We start from the raw sequence: 16,071 nt of genomic DNA on the forward strand, positions 1-16,071 counted from the left end.
ATAAGTAGATAAGTAGATAAGTAGATAAGTAGATAAGTAGATAAGTAGATAAGTAGATAAGTAGATAAGTAGATAAGTAGATAAGTAGATAAGTAGATAAGTAGATAAGTAGATAAGTAGATAAGTATAAAAAAAGAAGATTGCTAAAAACAACCTTCTTTTCTTAATAATGTAAAAAAGCCGGGTAAACCCGGCCTTTTCAATTACTCTTCAGTAGCTTCAACTACTTCAGCATCTGCATCAAGTTCTGGTCTACCAACCAGTTCAATGTACGCCATTGGTGCTTTATCACCAGTACGGTATCCACACTTGATAATTCTAGTGTATCCACCTGGACGTTCATTGTAACGTTGACCTAAGTCAGTAAATAATTTACCAACTACTTCAGCATCTCTCGTACGAGCGAATGCTAAGCGACGATTTGCTACGCTGTCAGATTTAGCCATTGTGATCAATGGTTCAATAACACGACGTAATTCTTTCGCCTTAGGCAAAGTTGTCTTGATGATTTCATGCTTCACCAATGAACCCGCCATATTACGGAACATCGCTTGACGATGACTGCTGTTGCGGTTTAATTGACGACCACTCTTACGATGGCGCATGAGCTTTTCCTTCTAACTAATTCGTTTAAAAATTTAGTCGTTATCTAACAGACTAGCCGGTGGCCAGTTCTCTAGGCGCATGCCTAGTGATAAACCACGAGACGCTAAAACGTCTTTGATTTCCGTTAGAGACTTCTTACCAAGATTAGGAGTTTTTAATAACTCAACCTCAGTACGCTGTACTAAATCACCGATATATTGTACTTGTTCAGCCTTCAAACAGTTGGCTGAGCGAACAGTCAATTCTAGATCGTCTACTGGACGTAATAGAATTGGATCAAATTCTGGTTTCTCTTCTTCTTGCGCTACTTCTGTAACATCACGTAAATCTACGAATGCTTCCAGTTGCTCAGCAAGAATAGTAGAAGAGCGACGAATAGCTTCTTCAGGATCTAAAGTGCCGTTCGTTTCCATATCAATGATCAATTTGTCTAAATCAGTACGCTGTTCAACACGAGCACTTTCAACATTGTAAGCAATACGCTCAACAGGGCTGAAAGACGCGTCTAGAAGTAAGCGACCAATTGGACGATCTTCTTCGTCTGAGGACACACGCGCAGAAGCAGGAACATAACCACGGCCACGCTGCACGTTTACACGCATTGAAATTTCAGAGCTTTCACTCGTTAAGTTACAAATAACGTGTTCAGGGTTGATGATTTCTACATCACCATCGTGCTGAAAATCAGCAGCTGTAACAGGGCCAATACCCGACTTAGTTAAAGTCAAGGTTACTTCGTCCTTTCCCTCTACGCGAACTGCTAAACCCTTTAGGTTTAACAATATTTCGATCACATCTTCCTGTACACCTTCTTTTGCACTGTATTCGTGCTGGACACCGTCGATTTCTACTTCGGTTACCGCACAACCAGGCATAGATGACAACAAGATTCTGCGTAACGCATTACCTAAAGTGTGACCAAAGCCACGCTCTAAAGGTTCAAGCGTTACTTTTGCTCGAGTTGCACTAACTTGTTCAATGTCTACAAGCCTAGGCTTAAGGAATTCAGTTACAGACCCCTGCATTTTATATCCTCTTATGTTTCAACTTTACTTAGAGTAAAGTTCAACAATTAACTGTTCATTAATCTCTGCAGACAACTCAGAGCGTTCAGGGTGTGATTTATAAACACCTGTCATCGCTTTCGCATCTACGTCAATCCAAGTCGGTTTTTCACGTTGTTCAGCTAACTCAAGAGCTGCAACAATACGGCCTTGCTTTTTCGATTTTTCACGAATAGCAACAACGTCTTCTGCAGACACTTTGTAGGAAGGAATGTTCACTACGCTACCGTTAACAACAATTGACTTGTGGCTAACTAGCTGACGAGCTTCCGCACGAGTACTTGCGTAACCCATACGATAAACAACGTTATCTAAACGGCTTTCTAAAAGTTGTAATAGGTTTTCACCAGTATTACCTTTAAGACGTGCCGCTTCTTTGTAGTAGTTACGGAATTGTTTTTCTAAAACACCGTAAATACGACGAACTTTTTGTTTCTCACGAAGCTGTAAACCATAGTCAGACAAACGCGGCTTACGCGCGCCATGTTGACCTGGTGCAGTATCGATTTTACATTTAGTATCTATAGCACGTACGCCACTCTTAAGGAACAAATCTGTTCCTTCGCGACGACTAAGCTTTAGCTTTGGACCCAAATATCTAGCCATGTTCTTTCTCCACTAACAGTCGTTATACACGACGTTTCTTAGGCGGACGACAACCGTTATGAGGAATAGGTGTAACGTCAGTAATGTTAGTGATCTTGTAACCCACAGCATTTAATGCGCGGATTGCAGATTCACGACCAGGACCAGGTCCCTTGACGAACACTTCAATATTCTTCAAACCGTACTCTTTTGCTGCTTCGCCTGCGCGTTCAGCCGCTACCTGTGCAGCGAATGGTGTTGATTTACGTGAACCACGGAAACCAGAACCACCTGCAGTAGCCCAAGACAATGCATTGCCTTGACGGTCGGTTAATGTAACGATTGTGTTGTTGAAAGACGCATGGATATGAGCCATACCATCAGCAACCTGCTTTTTTACTTTTTTACGTGAACGAGTTGGAGCTTTTGCCATTTCTTGCTACCTCGCCTTATTTAGTAATAGGTTTACGTGGACCTTTACGGGTACGCGCATTAGTTTTAGTGCGCTGACCACGTAGAGGAAGACTGCGACGGTGGCGCATGCCACGGTTACAACCTAAATCCATTAAACGTTTAATATTTAAAGTTACTTCACGGCGAAGGTCACCTTCTACAGTGTACTTGCCAACTTCTTCACGTAATTTATCTAAATCTTGTTCAGATAATGTTCCGATTTTCGTATCTTCCGCGATACCAGTAGACGCTAAAATTGCTTTTGAACGTGTTTTACCGATACCGAAAATCGCTGTAAGAGCGATTACTGAGTGTTTACGATCGGAAATGTTAATGCCAGCGATACGGGCCACTAACACATCTCCTATAGTTTTGGGTCAATCGAAAAGCCCGTTAGGATACTCGACCTTTGACCATTTGTAAATATGGGTGAGGAAAACTTCCTCACCCCCAACTTACGTCGTATTAACCCTGACGCTGCTTGTGCTTAGGGTCTGTACAGATTACGCGAACAACACCTGAACGCTTAATTACTTTACAGTTACGACATATCTTCTTAACGGAAGCACGTACTTTCATTGCTTTTACTCCGCAATCTAACGGCTGTAGCCTTTCAGGTTCGCTTTATCTAAAGCTTTTCCTGCAAGGTTTGCCTTCTTAAGAACAGAATCATACTGATGAGACATCAACAGTGTTTGAATCTGCGCCATAAAATCCATGACAACAACAACGATGATTAACAACGATGTGCCACCAAAATAAAATTGGACGTTCCAAGCGATCATCATGAACTCAGGTACAAGACAAACAAATGTAATGTACATGGCTCCTGCCAGTGTCAAACGCGTCATCACCTTATCGATGTATTTCGACGTTTGCTCACCAGGTCTGATACCTGGAATGAATGCACCTGAGCGCTTCAAGTTATCCGCTGTTTCTCTCGGGTTGAAAACCAACGCGGTGTAGAAAAAACAGAAGAATATTATAGCAGCTGCGTACAACATAACATATAGGGGTTGTCCCGGTGATAATGTTAAAGACACTTGTTGCAGAAATTCTGCAACGGCACCTTCTCCAGTACCAAACCAAGCAGCAATAGTGCTTGGGAACATAATAATACTACCAGCAAAAATTGGTGGTATTACGCCAGCCATATTTACTTTTAAAGGTAAATGAGAGCTTTGTGCTTGAAACACTTGGCGACCCTGTTGTCGTTTTGCGTAGTTAACAACTATTCGTCGTTGTCCACGTTCTACGAATACAACAAAGTATGTAACCGCGAAAACAATAACTGCAATCAACAATAGTAACAACATATGCAATTCGCCTTGACGAGCTTGCTCAGCTGTTGAACCGATTGCAGATGGCAACCCTGCTACGATACCGGTAAAAATCAGTATCGAAATACCGTTACCAATACCTCGTTCAGTAATTTGTTCACCTAACCACATTAAGAACATGGTACCGGTTACTAAACTTACTACTGCTGTGAAATAGAAACCTGGTCCTGGGTTTAACACCAATCCCGGCATCATATTCGGTAAGCTAGTAGCAATACCAAACGACTGGAATGTCGCTAATACAAGCGTGAAATAACGAGTGTATTGACTGATTTTCTTACGACCAGCCTCACCTTCTTTCTTTAGCTCTGCTAAAGAAGGGTGCATCACCGTCAATAACTGCATAATAATTGATGCGGTTATGTATGGCATGATACCTAACGCTAATACCGAAGCACGCTCAAGTGCACCACCGGAGAACATGTTAAACATTTCTACGATGGTACCCTTTTGCTGTTCGAATAATTCAGCTAGTACTGCAGCATCTATCCCAGGAATTGGAACAAAAGAACCCAATCGAAACACAACAATAGCTAAAAAAACAAATAATAATCGTTGTTTTAACTCGGCAAAGCCTGTCTGTCCGCTTTGTAGGTCTAATCCTGGTTTAGCCATAATGTACTTGTCCTTATTCTACTTTTCCGCCGGCTGCAACAATAGCTTCCTGCGCACCTTTAGTAACACGTAGACCAGCTACAGTTACCGGGCGTGCAACGTCGCCAGATTTAACAACTTTAACGAAAAGTATGTCTTTCTTCACTAGGCCTGCAGCTTTCAAAGTTTCTAAAGAAACGATGTCGCCTTCAACTTTTGTAATTTCTGACAATGTTACTTCATCAGTTACCAACGATTTACGAGAAGTGAAACCGAATTTCGGTAAGCGACGTTGTAAAGGCATTTGACCGCCTTCAAAACCTGGCTTAACACTTCCGCCTGAGCGTGATTTCTGACCTTTGTGTCCACGACCACCAGTTTTACCTAAACCAGAACCGATACCGCGTCCAACGCGTTTCTTATCCGTTTTAGCGCCTGGTGCTGGAGATAGAGTATTCAAACGCATCGATTACCCCTCCACTTTAACCATGTATTGAACTTGGTTTACCATACCACGTACACATGCTGTGTCTTCCAACTCAACAGTGTGATTGATACGGCGTAAACCCAAGCCACGTAATGTAGCTTTATGCTTCGGTAAACGACCGATAGAGCTACGTATTTGTGTTACTTTAATCGTCTTCTTAGCCATGGTCTATTACCCCAAAATTTCAGAAACGTTAAGGCCACGTTTAGCTGCGATTTGTTCAGGAGAATTCATTCCTGCCAAAGCGTCAACTGTAGCGCGAACTACGTTAATTGGGTTAGTCGAACCGTAACATTTAGATAGTACGTTTTGTACACCTGCTACTTCTAATACTGCACGCATTGCACCACCTGCGATGATACCCGTACCTTCTGAAGCTGGTTGCATGTAAACTTTTGAACCAGAGTGGCGACCCTTAATAGGGTGCTGCAATGTTCCATTAGTTAATTCTACACTAACCATGTTACGACGCGCTTTTTCCATTGCTTTTTGAATAGCAGCTGGAACTTCACGCGCTTTACCATAACCAAAACCTACACGGCCATTCTTGTCACCAACAACAGTTAAAGCAGTGAACGAGAATATACGACCACCCTTAACTACTTTTGATACACGATTTACCGCGATAAGCTTTTCTTCGAATTCTGTTTGCTTTGCTTCTACGTTAGACATGAGCTACTCCTAGAACTGAAGACCGGCTTCGCGAGCAGCGTCTGCTAACGCTTTCACACGGCCGTGATATTTAAAACCGCTACGGTCGAATGACACTTTTTCAACGCCATTCTTTACCGCACGTTCTGCTACTGCTTTACCAACCGCAGTTGCAGCTTCAACGTTACCTGTAGAAGCTACCGCAGAGCGGATATCTTTTTCTACAGTTGACGCCGCCGCTAACACCTTACCTTCAGGAGAAATTACCTGAGCGTAAGCGTGACGAGGCGTACGGTGCATTACTAAACGAGTAACACCGTTTTCAATAAACGTTCTGCGAGCGCGCTTGGCACGACGTAAACGAGCTGTTTTCTTATCCATCGTCTTACCTTACTTTTTCTTCGCCTCTTTGCGACGAACGATTTCATCGCTATAACGGATACCTTTGCCTTTATAAGGCTCTGGCTCACGATAAGCGCGAATATTCGCTGCAACTTGACCAACTAAATGTTTACTTGCACCCTTCACAACAACTTCTGTTTGTGATGGAGCTTCGATAGTCACACCAGCTGGCACTTCAAAGTCTACTGGGTGAGAGAAACCTAGAGATAGACTTAATACTTTGCCTTTTACCGCAGCACGGTAACCAACACCATTAAGAACTAACTTCTTCTCAAAACCAGCACTCACACCAACAACTTGGTTGTTAATGTTTGCACGAGCAGTACCTGCCTGTGCCCACGCGTCGGCAAAACCGTCACGAGGAAGTGTGCGAACTACGTTGTCTTCTAAAACAACTTCAACAGCAGGGTTAACGTTTAAAGTTAACTCGCCTACTTTACCTTTAACTTTTACTTCCTGACCATTTACGGCGATTTCAACACCGGCAGGAACATTAATAGGTGCTTTTGCTACACGAGACATTATGACTCTCCTATTAAGCTACGTAGCCGATGATCTCGCCGCCAATGCCCGCTTTGCGTGCAGCACGGTCAGTCATCAAACCTTTTGATGTAGAAACGATAGCTATACCTAGACCACCCATAACTTTAGGTAGGTCTGAAGTCTTCTTATATATACGAAGACCAGGACGGCTAACGCGTTTGATAGTTTCGATTACTGGTTTGTCTTCGAAGTACTTAAGTGTAACGTTTAATTCTTTCTTAACGTCACCTGACACTTCGTAGCCAGCAATAAAACCTTCGCTCTTCAAAAGTTCAGCCAAAGCTGTTTTTAACTTTGATGAAGGCATTGCAACGGTTACTTTGTTTGACATTTGACCGTTACGTACGCGGGTGAACATATCCGCGATAGGATCTTGCATGCTCATCTTTCAATACTCCCAGATTCTTACCAAGAAGCCTTTTTAAGGCCTGGAACTTCACCACGCATCGCTGCTTCACGAAGTTTAATACGGCTTAAGCCGAACTTACGTAAATAGCCATGTGGACGACCTGTCACATTACAACGGTTACGTTGACGTGCAGGGCTTGAATCACGAGGAAGCTCTTGAAGTTTAAGCACAGCTGCCCAACGATCATCATCAGACGTGTTAACGTCTTTGATAGTAGCCTTTAGATCGGCACGTTTTGCAGCGAATTTTTCAACTAATTTGGCACGTTTTACATCACGTGCTTTCATTGATTGCTTAGCCATAACTCTACACCTTATCCTTTAAATGGGAAGTTGAAAGCAGCTAACAGAGCGTGACCTTCCTCGTTCGATTTTGCAGAGGTAGTAATTGTGATATCTAAACCACGTACTTTGTCTACTTTATCGAAATCGATTTCAGGGAAGATAATTTGCTCGCGTACACCCATGCTATAGTTACCGCGACCGTCAAATGACTTAGGATTTAAGCCACGGAAGTCACGAACACGAGGTAGAGCGATTGTAATTAAACGCTCTAAAAAGTCCCACATACGCTCGCCGCGTAGAGTTACCTTGGCACCGATTGGGTAGCCTTCACGAATTTTAAAGCCAGCAACTGACTTACGTGCACGAGTAACAACAGGCTTTTGACCAGCAATAGATTGCATGTCAGAAGTTGCTGCTTCTAGTACTTTTTTATCCGCTAGAGCTTCACCCAGACCCATGTTCAGGGTAATCTTTTCAAGTCGTGGGACTTGCATGACAGATGTGTAGCCGAACTGTTTAACTAGTTCAGGCACTACGCTGTCTTTATAAGTATCATGCAGTTTCGCCATCATATACTCCAAGATTAGATAGTTTTACCATTAGATTTGAAGATACGAACTTTTTTGCCGTCTTCAAATTTAAAACCTACACGATCAGCTTTACCCGTTTCTGGGTTAAGGATCGCAACGTTTGATACGTTGATTGACGCTTCTTTTTCAACAATGCCACCAGGCTGCTGTAGTTGTGGTACAGGTTTTTGGTGTTTCTTGATAAGGTTCACGCCTTCTACGATTAATCTGTCAGTACCAGTGATAACTTTTAAAACTTTACCAGTTTTACCTTTATCTTTACCAGCAATAACGATTATTTCATCTTCACGACGAATTTTGCTTGCCATTTTCAGCTCCTTAAATTACTTCAGGTGCCAATGACACGATCTTCATGAACTTATCACCGCGAAGTTCGCGAGTAACAGGTCCAAAAATACGAGTTCCGATTGGCTGCAAGTTGGCGTTCAAAATAACAGCTGCATTACTGTCGAAACGGATGGCTTGACCATCTGGACGACGAACCGCTGCTTTAGTGCGAACTACCACCGCGTTAAGTACATCACCTTTTTTAACTTTACCGCGTGGAATTGCTTCCTTTACAGTAACTTTAATGATGTCGCCGATGCCGGCGTAACGACGGTGAGAGCCACCAAGAACCTTAATACACTGTACGCGACGCGCGCCTGAGTTATCAGCCACATCTAACGTAGTTTGCATTTGGATCATGTTTAGTGCTCCGCTAATTAAATTTATACTTCAATGTCCTTTCGGACTTGCCGCTTCTAGTCATTATTGACTACCCCCTACAAAAGGGCGCGCAAGTATAACTAAGTGATGGTTGAAATACAACCTAATTAAACACCTGATTAATTAATAATCGGTTATTAAATTGTAAGTCATTGCTCAGCATAGTTATCTTCTAAAAGAACAAAACTAAAAATAAAAAACCGGAGCTTTCGCTCCGGTTTTTTAAGCTAATTACTTCAATAAATTAAAGAGATTTAGCTTTTTCGATTACGTCTACCAAAGTCCAAGTTTTATTCTTAGAAATTGGAGCGCATTCACGGATTAAAACCGTGTCACCGATACCACATTGGTTAGTTTCGTCGTGAGCGTGCAACTTAGTTGTACGCTTAACGAACTTACCGTAGATAGGGTGTTTTACCTTGCGTTCGATAGTAACAACGATAGATTTCTCCATCTTGTCGCTAACTACGCGGCCTTGTAATGTACGGATATTTTCGCTCATTACGCACCTGCCTTGTTTTGTGCAATTACTGTTTTAACACGCGCAATGTTGCGACGTACTTGACGCAGTAAATGTGTTTGAGCTAGTTGGCCAGAAGATTGTTGCATGCGCAAGTTAAATTGCTCACGTAACAAACCTAGTAGTTCAGCTCTTAGCTCTTCTACAGTTTTATCTTTAAGATCGCTAGCTTTCATTACATCACCGTTCTAGTTACAAAAGTGGTTTTGAATGGCAGTTTACGAGCCGCTAGGCGGAACGCTTCACGTGCCAATTCTTCTGCTACACCGTCCATTTCGTAAAGTACTTTACCAGGTTGAATTTCAGCAACCCAATATTCAACATTACCTTTACCTTTACCTTGACGAACTTCTAACGGCTTAGCCGTAATTGGTTTGTCAGGGAACACACGGATCCAAATTTGACCTTGACGTTTTACGTGACGTGTCATTGCACGACGAGCTGCTTCGATTTGACGTGCAGTCATACGACCACGGCCAGTAGCCTTAAGGCCGAAAGTACCAAAGCTAACCTTGTTACCGTTCTGAGCTAGACCACGGTTGCGGCCTTTATGCTGCTTACGGAATTTTGTACGTTTTGGTTGTAACATCGTCTACTCCTACTTAGCGCTTTTGCTACGACGCTTCTTCGCTGGTTTAGGTTGTTTTGGTTCCTCTTGAGAGATAGAACCGAAACCACCAAGTACTTCACCTTTAAAGATCCATACTTTCACACCGATGATGCCGTAAGTAGTTAATGCTTCAGAAGTTGCATAGTCGATATCTGCACGTAAAGTGTGTAGTGGTACACGACCTTCACGATACCATTCTGAACGTGCAATTTCTGCTCCGCCCAAACGACCGCTTACTTCAACTTTGATACCCTTTGCACCAACACGCATTGCGTTTTGTACCGCGCGCTTCATAGCACGACGGAACATAACACGACGCTCAAGCTGGCTAGAAATGCTTTCAGCTACTAGCTGTGCATCTAACTCAGGCTTGCGAATCTCTGCGATGTTGATTTGAGCAGGTACGCCTGTCAATTTCGCTACAACGTTACGAAGTTTTTCAACGTCTGCGCCTTTTTTACCAATTACAACACCCGGACGAGCCGTGTGAATAGTAACTTTGATAGATTTAGCTGGACGTTCAATCGTAATCTTTGAAACTGAAGCGTTTTTTAATTCTTTAGTCAAGTATTGACGAACTTTGATATCGCCATTTAAGTGACTTGCGTAATCTTTTGTATTCGCGTACCAGGTAGCAACCCATGGTTTAGTGATACCTAGGCGAATCCCCGTAGGATGTACTTTTTGACCCATTAGTAAATCTCCTAGTCCGCTACTACAACAGTAATGTGTGAAGAGCGCTTAAGAACGCGATCTGCGCGGCCTTTTGCACGAGTCTTAATGCGTTTCATGGTTGGACCTGCGTCTATCATGATTGTCGCAACTTTAAGTTCGTCGATGTCTGCGCCTTCATTATGCTCAGCATTTGCAATTGCAGACTCAAGAACTTTCTTCACCAAAACAGCAGCTTTTTTATTGCTGAAATTTAATACGTCTAACGCCTTGTCGACTGGTAGACCACGAATCTGGTCAGCTACCAAGCGAGCCTTCTGTGGAGAAGTGCGGGCGAAACGATGTTTAGCTATTGCTTCCATTATTTACTCCTTACTTCTTCTTAGCTTTCTTGTCAGCCGCGTGACCGCGGTACGTACGAGTAGGTGCAAATTCACCTAACTTATGGCCAACCATTTCGTCAGATACAAACACAGGAACGTGTTGACGACCATTATGGACAGCGATGGTCAATCCAATCATATCAGGAATGATCATTGAGCGACGAGACCAAGTTTTAATTGGTTTCTTGTTCCCGCTTTCCAAGGCTGCTTCAACCTTCTTCAGCAAGTGTAGGTCAATAAAAGGACCTTTCTTGAGAGAACGTGGCATGGTATTACCTCACTAATTATTTATTACGACGACGAACAATGTACTTATCAGTACGTTTGTTCTTACGAGTCTTAGCACCCTTAGTCGGTTTACCCCAAGGAGTAACCGGGTGACGACCACCAGAAGTACGACCTTCACCACCACCGTGCGGGTGATCAACCGGGTTCATTACAACACCACGGACAGTCGGACGAACACCACGCCATCTGCTTGCACCAGCTTTACCAAGCTGACGAAGCATATGTTCAGCATTACCTACTTCACCTAAAGTCGCACGACAATCAGAAAGAACTTTACGCATTTCGCCAGAGCGAAGACGTAGAGTAACGTATTGACCGTCACGTGCTAATATTTGCACATATGCACCAGCTGAACGAGCAATCTGAGCGCCTTTACCAGGCTTAAGCTCAACATTGTGTACAGTACTACCTACAGGCATGTTACGCATAGGCATAGCATTACCAGCTTTGATAGGTGCATTGATACCAGACATAATCTGATCACCAGCTTTTAGGCCTTTAGGTGCAATGATGTACTTACGTTCACCGTCTGCATAAAGAACTAACGCGATGTTTGCGCTTCGGTTTGGATCATATTCCAAACGTTCAACTGTTGCCGGAATACCGTCTTTATTACGTTTGAAGTCAACCAAACGATAGTGTTGCTTGTGACCACCACCGATGTGACGAACAGTAATGCGACCATTGTTATTACGACCACCAGATTTAGATTTTTTCTCTAAAAGTGGTGCGTATGGTGCGCCTTTATGCAAGTCAGTGTTAACTACTTTCGTCATATGACGACGACCAGCAGATGTTGGTTTACATTTTACTAGAGCCATTTTTTACTCTCCAATTACTCTGCTGCGCCGTCTTCAAGATCAAGGCTTTGACCGTCTGCAAGAGTTACGTAAGCTTTTTTCCAATTCTTACGACGACCCATGCGAGCACCAGTACGTTTTGCCTTACCTTTAACGTTAAGAGAGTTAACTCGCTTAACTTCAACTTCGAAAAGTTTTTCAACAGCAGCTTTAATTTCTTCTTTAGTAGCGTCAACAGCAACTTTGAATACTAACGTGTTGTTAGCTTCAGATGCTAAAGTGGTCTTTTCAGAAACATGTGGAGCTACTAATACTTTTAACAAACGTTCTTCGCTTATCATGCTAGCATCTCCTCAATTTGTTTAACTGCACCAGCAGTTACCAATACTTTATCGAACGCAATTAAACTAACTGGGTCGATTGTTGCCGCATCACGAACGTCAACTTTATATAAGTTGCGAGCTGATAAGAACAAGTTCTCAGATACTTCTTCAGTAATGATCAATACGTCTTTTAAGCTCATTTCATTTAACTTAGCAGCTAGTGCTTTAGTTTTTGGAGTTTCAACTTCAAAGTTGTCAACTACCACGAAACGCTCTTGACGAACTAACTCAGAAAGAATGCTTTGAATAGCACCACGGTACATTTTCTTATTCACTTTTTGTGAATGATCCTGTGGCTTAGCAGCGAATGTTACGCCACCAGAACGCCAGATAGGACTACGAATAGTACCGGCACGAGCACGACCAGTGCCCTTTTGACGCCATGGCTTCTTACCACCACCGCTAACTTCTGAGCGAGTTTTTTGAGCTCTAGAACCCTGGCGAGCGCCTGCAGCGTATGCAGTAACTACCTGGTGAACTAATGCTTCATTGAACTCACGTCCGAAAGTAGCTTCTGAAACTTCAACAGCGCCTGTTGCGCCTGTAAAATCTAATTTCATCACTATTCTCCGGATTACGCTTTAATAGCAGGTTTAATGATGACGTCGCCGCCAATTGAACCTGGTACCGCGCCTTTAACTAGAAGTAAATTACGCTCTGCGTCAACGCGCACTAACTCAAGATTTTGAGTTGTAGTACGTACGTTACCCATTTGGCCGGCCATCTTCTTACCTTTAAATACACGACCTGGTGTTTGGTTTTGACCAATAGAACCAGGAGCACGGTGAGAAAGAGAGTTACCATGAGTTGCGTCTTGCATGCTGAAATTCCAGCGCTTAACACCACCTTGGAAACCTTTACCTTTTGACGTACCAGTTACGTCAACCAATTTAGCGTCATTAAATACTTCTACAGTAATATCGCTACCAACTTCGATACCTTCGCCTTCATTTGCAGCTAAGCGAAATTCCCACATACCACGACCAGCTTCAACACCTGCTTTCGCAAAGTGTCCAGCTTCTGCCTTAGTAACGCGGTTCGCTTTCTTAGTGCCTGCAGTCACTTGAAGTGCGCGGTAACCGTCGGTTTCTTCGTTACGGATTTGAGTAACACGGTTAGGTGTCGCTTCAATCACTGTAACTGGAATTGATACACCATCTTCTGTGAAGATACGTGTCATTCCCACTTTACGTCCGACTAGACCAATAGTCATTTTGAAACCCCTTTAATCTCTCGATTAACCCAGACTGATCTGAACATCTACACCAGCGGCAAGATCTAAACGCATAAGAGCATCAACAGTTTTTTCTGTTGGCTCAACAATGTCGATTAAACGCTTGTGCGTACGAATTTCATATTGGTCACGCGCATCTTTATTTACGTGTGGAGATACCAATATAGTGAAGCGTTCTTTGCGAGTAGGTAGTGGAATAGGACCACGAACCTGCGCGCCTGTACGCTTTGCCGTTTCAACGATTTCTTGTGTTGACGCATCGATTAGACGATGGTCGAACGCTTTCAATCGGATACGAATACGTTGACTGTTCATTTTATACCTCAAAAGAGCATTTTAGAAAGAGCATAAAAAAACATCGCACTACCCCCATTTTATTGGACATAAGCGAAGCTTTCTTATCTATTAATTGGACTCACAATTGGAGCCCCTGTATATCTGCTAACTAATTGTTAGCTTTCAAACCGATAAAAGAGCATCTTAAATATTTCGGTTTGTCTCAAAAGAATCCTTACGGAAAATTCGAGAGAGCGCATTATATATAAATTGAGTATAAATACAACACTTATTTCTGAATAAATTAAGCCAAAGCGGCTGTCTGTATGGACATGCCGCTAAGTGTTTAATATATGTACTAATTAAACTTCGTCAGCGGTGAAGTCGAATAATAACTCCGCACCGGACTCAATTTGTTGCTTAAGTGAATGTATTCTAGGTAATACTCTAGCAAAGAAGTAAGTCGCTGTTTTCTGTTTACTCGTTGTCGTTACTTCATCAATACTTTCATCTTCAACAGCCACAACCATTTTCGCCCACATATATGCATAAAATACATATCCGCATAAATGTAAGAAATCTACTGATGCTGCACCTATTGCGTTTTTGTCACCTTTGGCTTCTTCCAATACAGTTGCTGTAACTTCTCTTAATAGTAAAGCGCTATCGTTTAGCTGCTTCATCATTGAGCCATTTACGCTTTGGTTTTCAAGGCTGAATTCTAAAATTTCATCAATTAACAGGTTAAGTGTTTGACCGCCATCCATTGCAACTTTACGACCCATCAAGTCAAGAGCTTGAACTCCGTTAGTGCCCTCGTATATCTGTGTAATGCGACAATCTCTTACTAGTTGCTCTTGTCCCCACTCACGAACATAGCCGTGCCCACCGAGAACTTGCTGTCCTGCTACACAGCCATCTAGGCTTGTGTCGGTAACAAATGCTTTTGCTATTGGAGTTAATAATTGAGCCTTAGCGTTAGCGAGTTTCGCTGTTTCTTTATCTTGGCTGAACTTAGAAACATCTAGTTGCACAGATACGTAAGTACCAAAAGCTCGAGCTGCTTCATTCATAGCTCGCATATTAAGTAGCATGCGTCGTACATCTGGGTGAACAATTATAGGATCGCAGTCTTTGTCCGTCATTCTTTCTGCACCTTTACCCTGACCTCTATCCATGGCGTAAAGTTTTGCATTTTGATAAGAGCGTTCTGCGGCTCCTAATCCTTGAAGACCAACTAAAAGTCTTTCGTAATTCATCATGGTAAACATAGCAGCTAACCCCTTGTTTACTTCACCAACTAAATAGCCTTTAGCGCCATCAAAGTTAATAACACAAGTAGCGCTAGTATGAATGCCCATCTTGTGTTCAATAGAACCGCAAGAAACTGCATTCGGAGTCGTTAAAGCGCCTTGAGAATCGATATTAATTTTAGGCACTAAAAATAACGATATACCACGAGAACCAGCAGGTGCATCCGGTAATTTAGCTAGCACTAGGTGGACAATATTTTCGGTTAAGTCATGCTCGCCGCCAGAAATAAATATCTTGCTACCCGTTATGTCGTAGCTGCCATCTTCTTGTGGTATTGCTTTTGTCTTGATTAAGCCGAGATCAGTACCAGCGTGTGCTTCTGTTAAACACATAGAGCCAGTCCACTGACCAGAATACATATTTGGAAGGTAAAGCTCTTTAAGCTCTTCAGATGCGTGTGCATTAATAGCTAAACAAGCACCAGCGGTTAAACCTGGATACAAAGCAAAAGCAAGGTCAGCTGAACACATCATCTCTTCATGCATAGCAGTGATAGTTTTTGGCATTCCCATGCCACCAAAGTCAGGATTACCGGCTAGGCCAATCCAACCACCTTCTGCTACAACGTTATAAGCATTTTTATACGAATCAGGAGTCGTTACATTACCTTCAGAAAATAACACGCCTACTTCATCCGCAGCTCTACTAAACGGCGCTATTGCTTCTTCTGTTACTTTTGCGCTTTCTGCTAATATCGCGCTAGCCGTTTCTACATCTATCGACTCTGCTAATTCTGGTGTGTTTTGCCAAAAGTCTTGAACTTTAAAAGTGTTAAATAACAAAAAGTTCATATCATTTAGTGGTGCATTATACTGACTCATAATTCTCTCTTATTCATTTACCTGTGCTGAACTATACAACATTAATCCCGATAA

General features: G+C 42.6%; 29 protein-coding genes. All 29 read right to left on the reverse strand.

Features of this window, described 5'->3' with window-relative positions:
• Positions 1-203 precede the first annotated feature (203 nt).
• Entirely contained in the window at positions 204-605 is a 402-nt protein-coding gene (gene rplQ, locus ABD009_RS12995) for a 50S ribosomal protein L17 (protein ID WP_155696616.1), read from the reverse strand.
• Between the two features lie 33 nt (positions 606-638).
• A complete protein-coding gene (locus tag ABD009_RS13000) occupies positions 639-1,631 on the reverse strand; it encodes a DNA-directed RNA polymerase subunit alpha (protein ID WP_343826092.1) in 993 nt (330 codons plus the stop codon).
• 24 nt (positions 1,632-1,655) lie between these two features.
• Positions 1,656-2,276 (reverse strand): 30S ribosomal protein S4, encoded by a 621-nt coding sequence (gene rpsD, locus ABD009_RS13005; protein WP_155696619.1) that lies wholly within the window; start codon positions 2,274-2,276, stop codon positions 1,656-1,658.
• A gap of 22 nt (positions 2,277-2,298) precedes the next feature.
• Complete coding sequence (rpsK, locus tag ABD009_RS13010; RefSeq protein ID WP_155696621.1) at positions 2,299-2,688, reverse strand: 30S ribosomal protein S11; 390 nt, start codon at positions 2,686-2,688, stop codon at positions 2,299-2,301.
• A gap of 16 nt (positions 2,689-2,704) precedes the next feature.
• Positions 2,705-3,061: a 30S ribosomal protein S13 gene (rpsM, locus tag ABD009_RS13015; RefSeq protein WP_330997821.1), complete on the reverse strand. Its 357-nt coding sequence runs from the start codon at positions 3,059-3,061 to the stop codon at positions 2,705-2,707.
• 112 nt (positions 3,062-3,173) lie between these two features.
• Positions 3,174-3,287, reverse strand: a complete 114-nt coding sequence (rpmJ, locus tag ABD009_RS13020; protein WP_105051509.1) for a 50S ribosomal protein L36 — start codon at positions 3,285-3,287, stop codon at positions 3,174-3,176.
• A gap of 17 nt (positions 3,288-3,304) precedes the next feature.
• Positions 3,305-4,663 carry a preprotein translocase subunit SecY gene (gene secY / locus ABD009_RS13025; protein ID WP_155696623.1) on the reverse strand — a complete coding sequence of 453 codons (1,359 nt, stop codon included), beginning with the start codon at positions 4,661-4,663 and terminating at the stop codon, positions 3,305-3,307.
• A 13-nt stretch (positions 4,664-4,676) separates the two neighbouring features.
• Positions 4,677-5,108, reverse strand: coding sequence for a 50S ribosomal protein L15 (rplO, locus tag ABD009_RS13030; RefSeq protein WP_155696625.1), 432 nt, complete (start codon positions 5,106-5,108; stop codon positions 4,677-4,679).
• A 3-nt stretch (positions 5,109-5,111) separates the two neighbouring features.
• Positions 5,112-5,294, reverse strand: a complete 183-nt coding sequence (gene rpmD, locus ABD009_RS13035) for a 50S ribosomal protein L30 (RefSeq protein WP_155696627.1) — start codon at positions 5,292-5,294, stop codon at positions 5,112-5,114.
• 6 nt (positions 5,295-5,300) lie between these two features.
• Complete coding sequence (gene rpsE, locus ABD009_RS13040) at positions 5,301-5,801, reverse strand: 30S ribosomal protein S5 (RefSeq protein ID WP_155696629.1); 501 nt, start codon at positions 5,799-5,801, stop codon at positions 5,301-5,303.
• A 9-nt stretch (positions 5,802-5,810) separates the two neighbouring features.
• On the reverse strand, positions 5,811-6,161 hold the full coding sequence (gene rplR, locus ABD009_RS13045) for a 50S ribosomal protein L18 (protein WP_155696631.1): 351 nt from the start codon (positions 6,159-6,161) through the stop codon (positions 5,811-5,813).
• 9 nt (positions 6,162-6,170) lie between these two features.
• Complete coding sequence (gene rplF / locus ABD009_RS13050) at positions 6,171-6,704, reverse strand: 50S ribosomal protein L6 (protein ID WP_155696633.1); 534 nt, start codon at positions 6,702-6,704, stop codon at positions 6,171-6,173.
• Between the two features lie 13 nt (positions 6,705-6,717).
• Positions 6,718-7,110: a 30S ribosomal protein S8 gene (rpsH, locus tag ABD009_RS13055; RefSeq protein ID WP_155696635.1), complete on the reverse strand. Its 393-nt coding sequence runs from the start codon at positions 7,108-7,110 to the stop codon at positions 6,718-6,720.
• Between the two features lie 20 nt (positions 7,111-7,130).
• Complete coding sequence (gene rpsN / locus ABD009_RS13060; RefSeq protein WP_155696637.1) at positions 7,131-7,436, reverse strand: 30S ribosomal protein S14; 306 nt, start codon at positions 7,434-7,436, stop codon at positions 7,131-7,133.
• Positions 7,437-7,447: 11 nt separating this feature from the next.
• Entirely contained in the window at positions 7,448-7,987 is a 540-nt protein-coding gene (gene rplE / locus ABD009_RS13065) for a 50S ribosomal protein L5 (protein ID WP_155696638.1), read from the reverse strand.
• Between the two features lie 14 nt (positions 7,988-8,001).
• Positions 8,002-8,316 carry a 50S ribosomal protein L24 gene (rplX, locus tag ABD009_RS13070; RefSeq protein WP_155696640.1) on the reverse strand — a complete coding sequence of 105 codons (315 nt, stop codon included), beginning with the start codon at positions 8,314-8,316 and terminating at the stop codon, positions 8,002-8,004.
• A gap of 10 nt (positions 8,317-8,326) precedes the next feature.
• On the reverse strand, positions 8,327-8,695 hold the full coding sequence (gene rplN, locus ABD009_RS13075) for a 50S ribosomal protein L14 (protein ID WP_155696642.1): 369 nt from the start codon (positions 8,693-8,695) through the stop codon (positions 8,327-8,329).
• 265 nt (positions 8,696-8,960) lie between these two features.
• Positions 8,961-9,218: a 30S ribosomal protein S17 gene (rpsQ, locus tag ABD009_RS13080; RefSeq protein ID WP_155696644.1), complete on the reverse strand. Its 258-nt coding sequence runs from the start codon at positions 9,216-9,218 to the stop codon at positions 8,961-8,963.
• Positions 9,218-9,412, reverse strand: coding sequence for a 50S ribosomal protein L29 (gene rpmC / locus ABD009_RS13085; protein ID WP_155696646.1), 195 nt, complete (start codon positions 9,410-9,412; stop codon positions 9,218-9,220). The genes rpsQ and rpmC overlap by 1 nt, the downstream gene beginning before the upstream one ends.
• Positions 9,412-9,825 (reverse strand): 50S ribosomal protein L16, encoded by a 414-nt coding sequence (gene rplP / locus ABD009_RS13090; RefSeq protein ID WP_155696648.1) that lies wholly within the window; start codon positions 9,823-9,825, stop codon positions 9,412-9,414. Before rplP ends, rpmC begins: the two co-directional genes overlap by 1 nt.
• A gap of 9 nt (positions 9,826-9,834) precedes the next feature.
• Positions 9,835-10,539, reverse strand: coding sequence for a 30S ribosomal protein S3 (gene rpsC, locus ABD009_RS13095; RefSeq protein ID WP_155696649.1), 705 nt, complete (start codon positions 10,537-10,539; stop codon positions 9,835-9,837).
• A gap of 11 nt (positions 10,540-10,550) precedes the next feature.
• Positions 10,551-10,880: a 50S ribosomal protein L22 gene (gene rplV / locus ABD009_RS13100; RefSeq protein ID WP_155696651.1), complete on the reverse strand. Its 330-nt coding sequence runs from the start codon at positions 10,878-10,880 to the stop codon at positions 10,551-10,553.
• 10 nt (positions 10,881-10,890) lie between these two features.
• Positions 10,891-11,169 carry a 30S ribosomal protein S19 gene (rpsS, locus tag ABD009_RS13105; protein WP_155696653.1) on the reverse strand — a complete coding sequence of 93 codons (279 nt, stop codon included), beginning with the start codon at positions 11,167-11,169 and terminating at the stop codon, positions 10,891-10,893.
• Positions 11,170-11,185: 16 nt separating this feature from the next.
• Positions 11,186-12,010, reverse strand: a complete 825-nt coding sequence (rplB, locus tag ABD009_RS13110; RefSeq protein WP_155696655.1) for a 50S ribosomal protein L2 — start codon at positions 12,008-12,010, stop codon at positions 11,186-11,188.
• 14 nt (positions 12,011-12,024) lie between these two features.
• On the reverse strand, positions 12,025-12,330 hold the full coding sequence (rplW, locus tag ABD009_RS13115; RefSeq protein WP_155696657.1) for a 50S ribosomal protein L23: 306 nt from the start codon (positions 12,328-12,330) through the stop codon (positions 12,025-12,027).
• A complete protein-coding gene (gene rplD / locus ABD009_RS13120) occupies positions 12,327-12,932 on the reverse strand; it encodes a 50S ribosomal protein L4 (RefSeq protein ID WP_155696658.1) in 606 nt (201 codons plus the stop codon). Before rplD ends, rplW begins: the two co-directional genes overlap by 4 nt.
• Positions 12,933-12,946: 14 nt before the next feature.
• On the reverse strand, positions 12,947-13,585 hold the full coding sequence (rplC, locus tag ABD009_RS13125) for a 50S ribosomal protein L3 (protein WP_155696660.1): 639 nt from the start codon (positions 13,583-13,585) through the stop codon (positions 12,947-12,949).
• A 24-nt stretch (positions 13,586-13,609) separates the two neighbouring features.
• A complete protein-coding gene (gene rpsJ, locus ABD009_RS13130) occupies positions 13,610-13,921 on the reverse strand; it encodes a 30S ribosomal protein S10 (RefSeq protein WP_105051487.1) in 312 nt (103 codons plus the stop codon).
• Positions 13,922-14,244: 323 nt separating this feature from the next.
• Positions 14,245-16,017, reverse strand: coding sequence for an acyl-CoA dehydrogenase C-terminal domain-containing protein (locus ABD009_RS13135; protein WP_343826123.1), 1,773 nt, complete (start codon positions 16,015-16,017; stop codon positions 14,245-14,247).
• Positions 16,018-16,071 lie beyond the last annotated feature (54 nt).

Origin of the sequence: Psychrosphaera haliotis (assembly GCF_039523615.1) — a bacterium.
In the GTDB taxonomy this organism is placed as follows: Bacteria; Pseudomonadota; Gammaproteobacteria; order Enterobacterales; family Alteromonadaceae; genus Psychrosphaera; species Psychrosphaera haliotis.

Excerpts from the sequence above, each read along its gene's own strand:
- rpsD (WP_155696619.1), bottom strand. The coding sequence starts at position 2,276 with ATGGCTAGATATTTGGGTCCAAAGCTAAAGCTTAGTCGTCGCGAAGGA.
- rplR (WP_155696631.1), bottom strand. The coding sequence starts at position 6,161 with ATGGATAAGAAAACAGCTCGTTTACGTCGTGCCAAGCGCGCTCGCAGA.
- rpsJ (WP_105051487.1), bottom strand. The coding sequence starts at position 13,921 with ATGAACAGTCAACGTATTCGTATCCGATTGAAAGCGTTCGACCATCGT.
- rpsH (WP_155696635.1), bottom strand. The coding sequence starts at position 7,110 with ATGAGCATGCAAGATCCTATCGCGGATATGTTCACCCGCGTACGTAAC.
- rplF (WP_155696633.1), bottom strand. The coding sequence starts at position 6,704 with ATGTCTCGTGTAGCAAAAGCACCTATTAATGTTCCTGCCGGTGTTGAA.
- rplE (WP_155696638.1), bottom strand. The coding sequence starts at position 7,987 with ATGGCGAAACTGCATGATACTTATAAAGACAGCGTAGTGCCTGAACTA.
- rplB (WP_155696655.1), bottom strand. The coding sequence starts at position 12,010 with ATGGCTCTAGTAAAATGTAAACCAACATCTGCTGGTCGTCGTCATATG.
- ABD009_RS13135 (WP_343826123.1), bottom strand. The coding sequence starts at position 16,017 with ATGAGTCAGTATAATGCACCACTAAATGATATGAACTTTTTGTTATTT.
- rplW (WP_155696657.1), bottom strand. The coding sequence starts at position 12,330 with ATGATAAGCGAAGAACGTTTGTTAAAAGTATTAGTAGCTCCACATGTT.
- rplV (WP_155696651.1), bottom strand. The coding sequence starts at position 10,880 with ATGGAAGCAATAGCTAAACATCGTTTCGCCCGCACTTCTCCACAGAAG.
- rplQ (WP_155696616.1), bottom strand. The coding sequence starts at position 605 with ATGCGCCATCGTAAGAGTGGTCGTCAATTAAACCGCAACAGCAGTCAT.
- rplC (WP_155696660.1), bottom strand. The coding sequence starts at position 13,585 with ATGACTATTGGTCTAGTCGGACGTAAAGTGGGAATGACACGTATCTTC.
- rplN (WP_155696642.1), bottom strand. The coding sequence starts at position 8,695 with ATGATCCAAATGCAAACTACGTTAGATGTGGCTGATAACTCAGGCGCG.
- rpmJ (WP_105051509.1), bottom strand. The coding sequence starts at position 3,287 with ATGAAAGTACGTGCTTCCGTTAAGAAGATATGTCGTAACTGTAAAGTA.
- rpsS (WP_155696653.1), bottom strand. The coding sequence starts at position 11,169 with ATGCCACGTTCTCTCAAGAAAGGTCCTTTTATTGACCTACACTTGCTG.
- rpmD (WP_155696627.1), bottom strand. The coding sequence starts at position 5,294 with ATGGCTAAGAAGACGATTAAAGTAACACAAATACGTAGCTCTATCGGT.
- secY (WP_155696623.1), bottom strand. The coding sequence starts at position 4,663 with ATGGCTAAACCAGGATTAGACCTACAAAGCGGACAGACAGGCTTTGCC.
- rpsC (WP_155696649.1), bottom strand. The coding sequence starts at position 10,539 with ATGGGTCAAAAAGTACATCCTACGGGGATTCGCCTAGGTATCACTAAA.
- ABD009_RS13000 (WP_343826092.1), bottom strand. The coding sequence starts at position 1,631 with ATGCAGGGGTCTGTAACTGAATTCCTTAAGCCTAGGCTTGTAGACATT.
- rpsE (WP_155696629.1), bottom strand. The coding sequence starts at position 5,801 with ATGTCTAACGTAGAAGCAAAGCAAACAGAATTCGAAGAAAAGCTTATC.
- rplP (WP_155696648.1), bottom strand. The coding sequence starts at position 9,825 with ATGTTACAACCAAAACGTACAAAATTCCGTAAGCAGCATAAAGGCCGC.
- rplO (WP_155696625.1), bottom strand. The coding sequence starts at position 5,108 with ATGCGTTTGAATACTCTATCTCCAGCACCAGGCGCTAAAACGGATAAG.
- rpsN (WP_155696637.1), bottom strand. The coding sequence starts at position 7,436 with ATGGCTAAGCAATCAATGAAAGCACGTGATGTAAAACGTGCCAAATTA.
- rpsQ (WP_155696644.1), bottom strand. The coding sequence starts at position 9,218 with ATGAGCGAAAATATCCGTACATTACAAGGCCGCGTAGTTAGCGACAAG.
- rplD (WP_155696658.1), bottom strand. The coding sequence starts at position 12,932 with ATGAAATTAGATTTTACAGGCGCAACAGGCGCTGTTGAAGTTTCAGAA.
- rplX (WP_155696640.1), bottom strand. The coding sequence starts at position 8,316 with ATGGCAAGCAAAATTCGTCGTGAAGATGAAATAATCGTTATTGCTGGT.
- rpsK (WP_155696621.1), bottom strand. The coding sequence starts at position 2,688 with ATGGCAAAAGCTCCAACTCGTTCACGTAAAAAAGTAAAAAAGCAGGTT.
- rpmC (WP_155696646.1), bottom strand. The coding sequence starts at position 9,412 with ATGAAAGCTAGCGATCTTAAAGATAAAACTGTAGAAGAGCTAAGAGCT.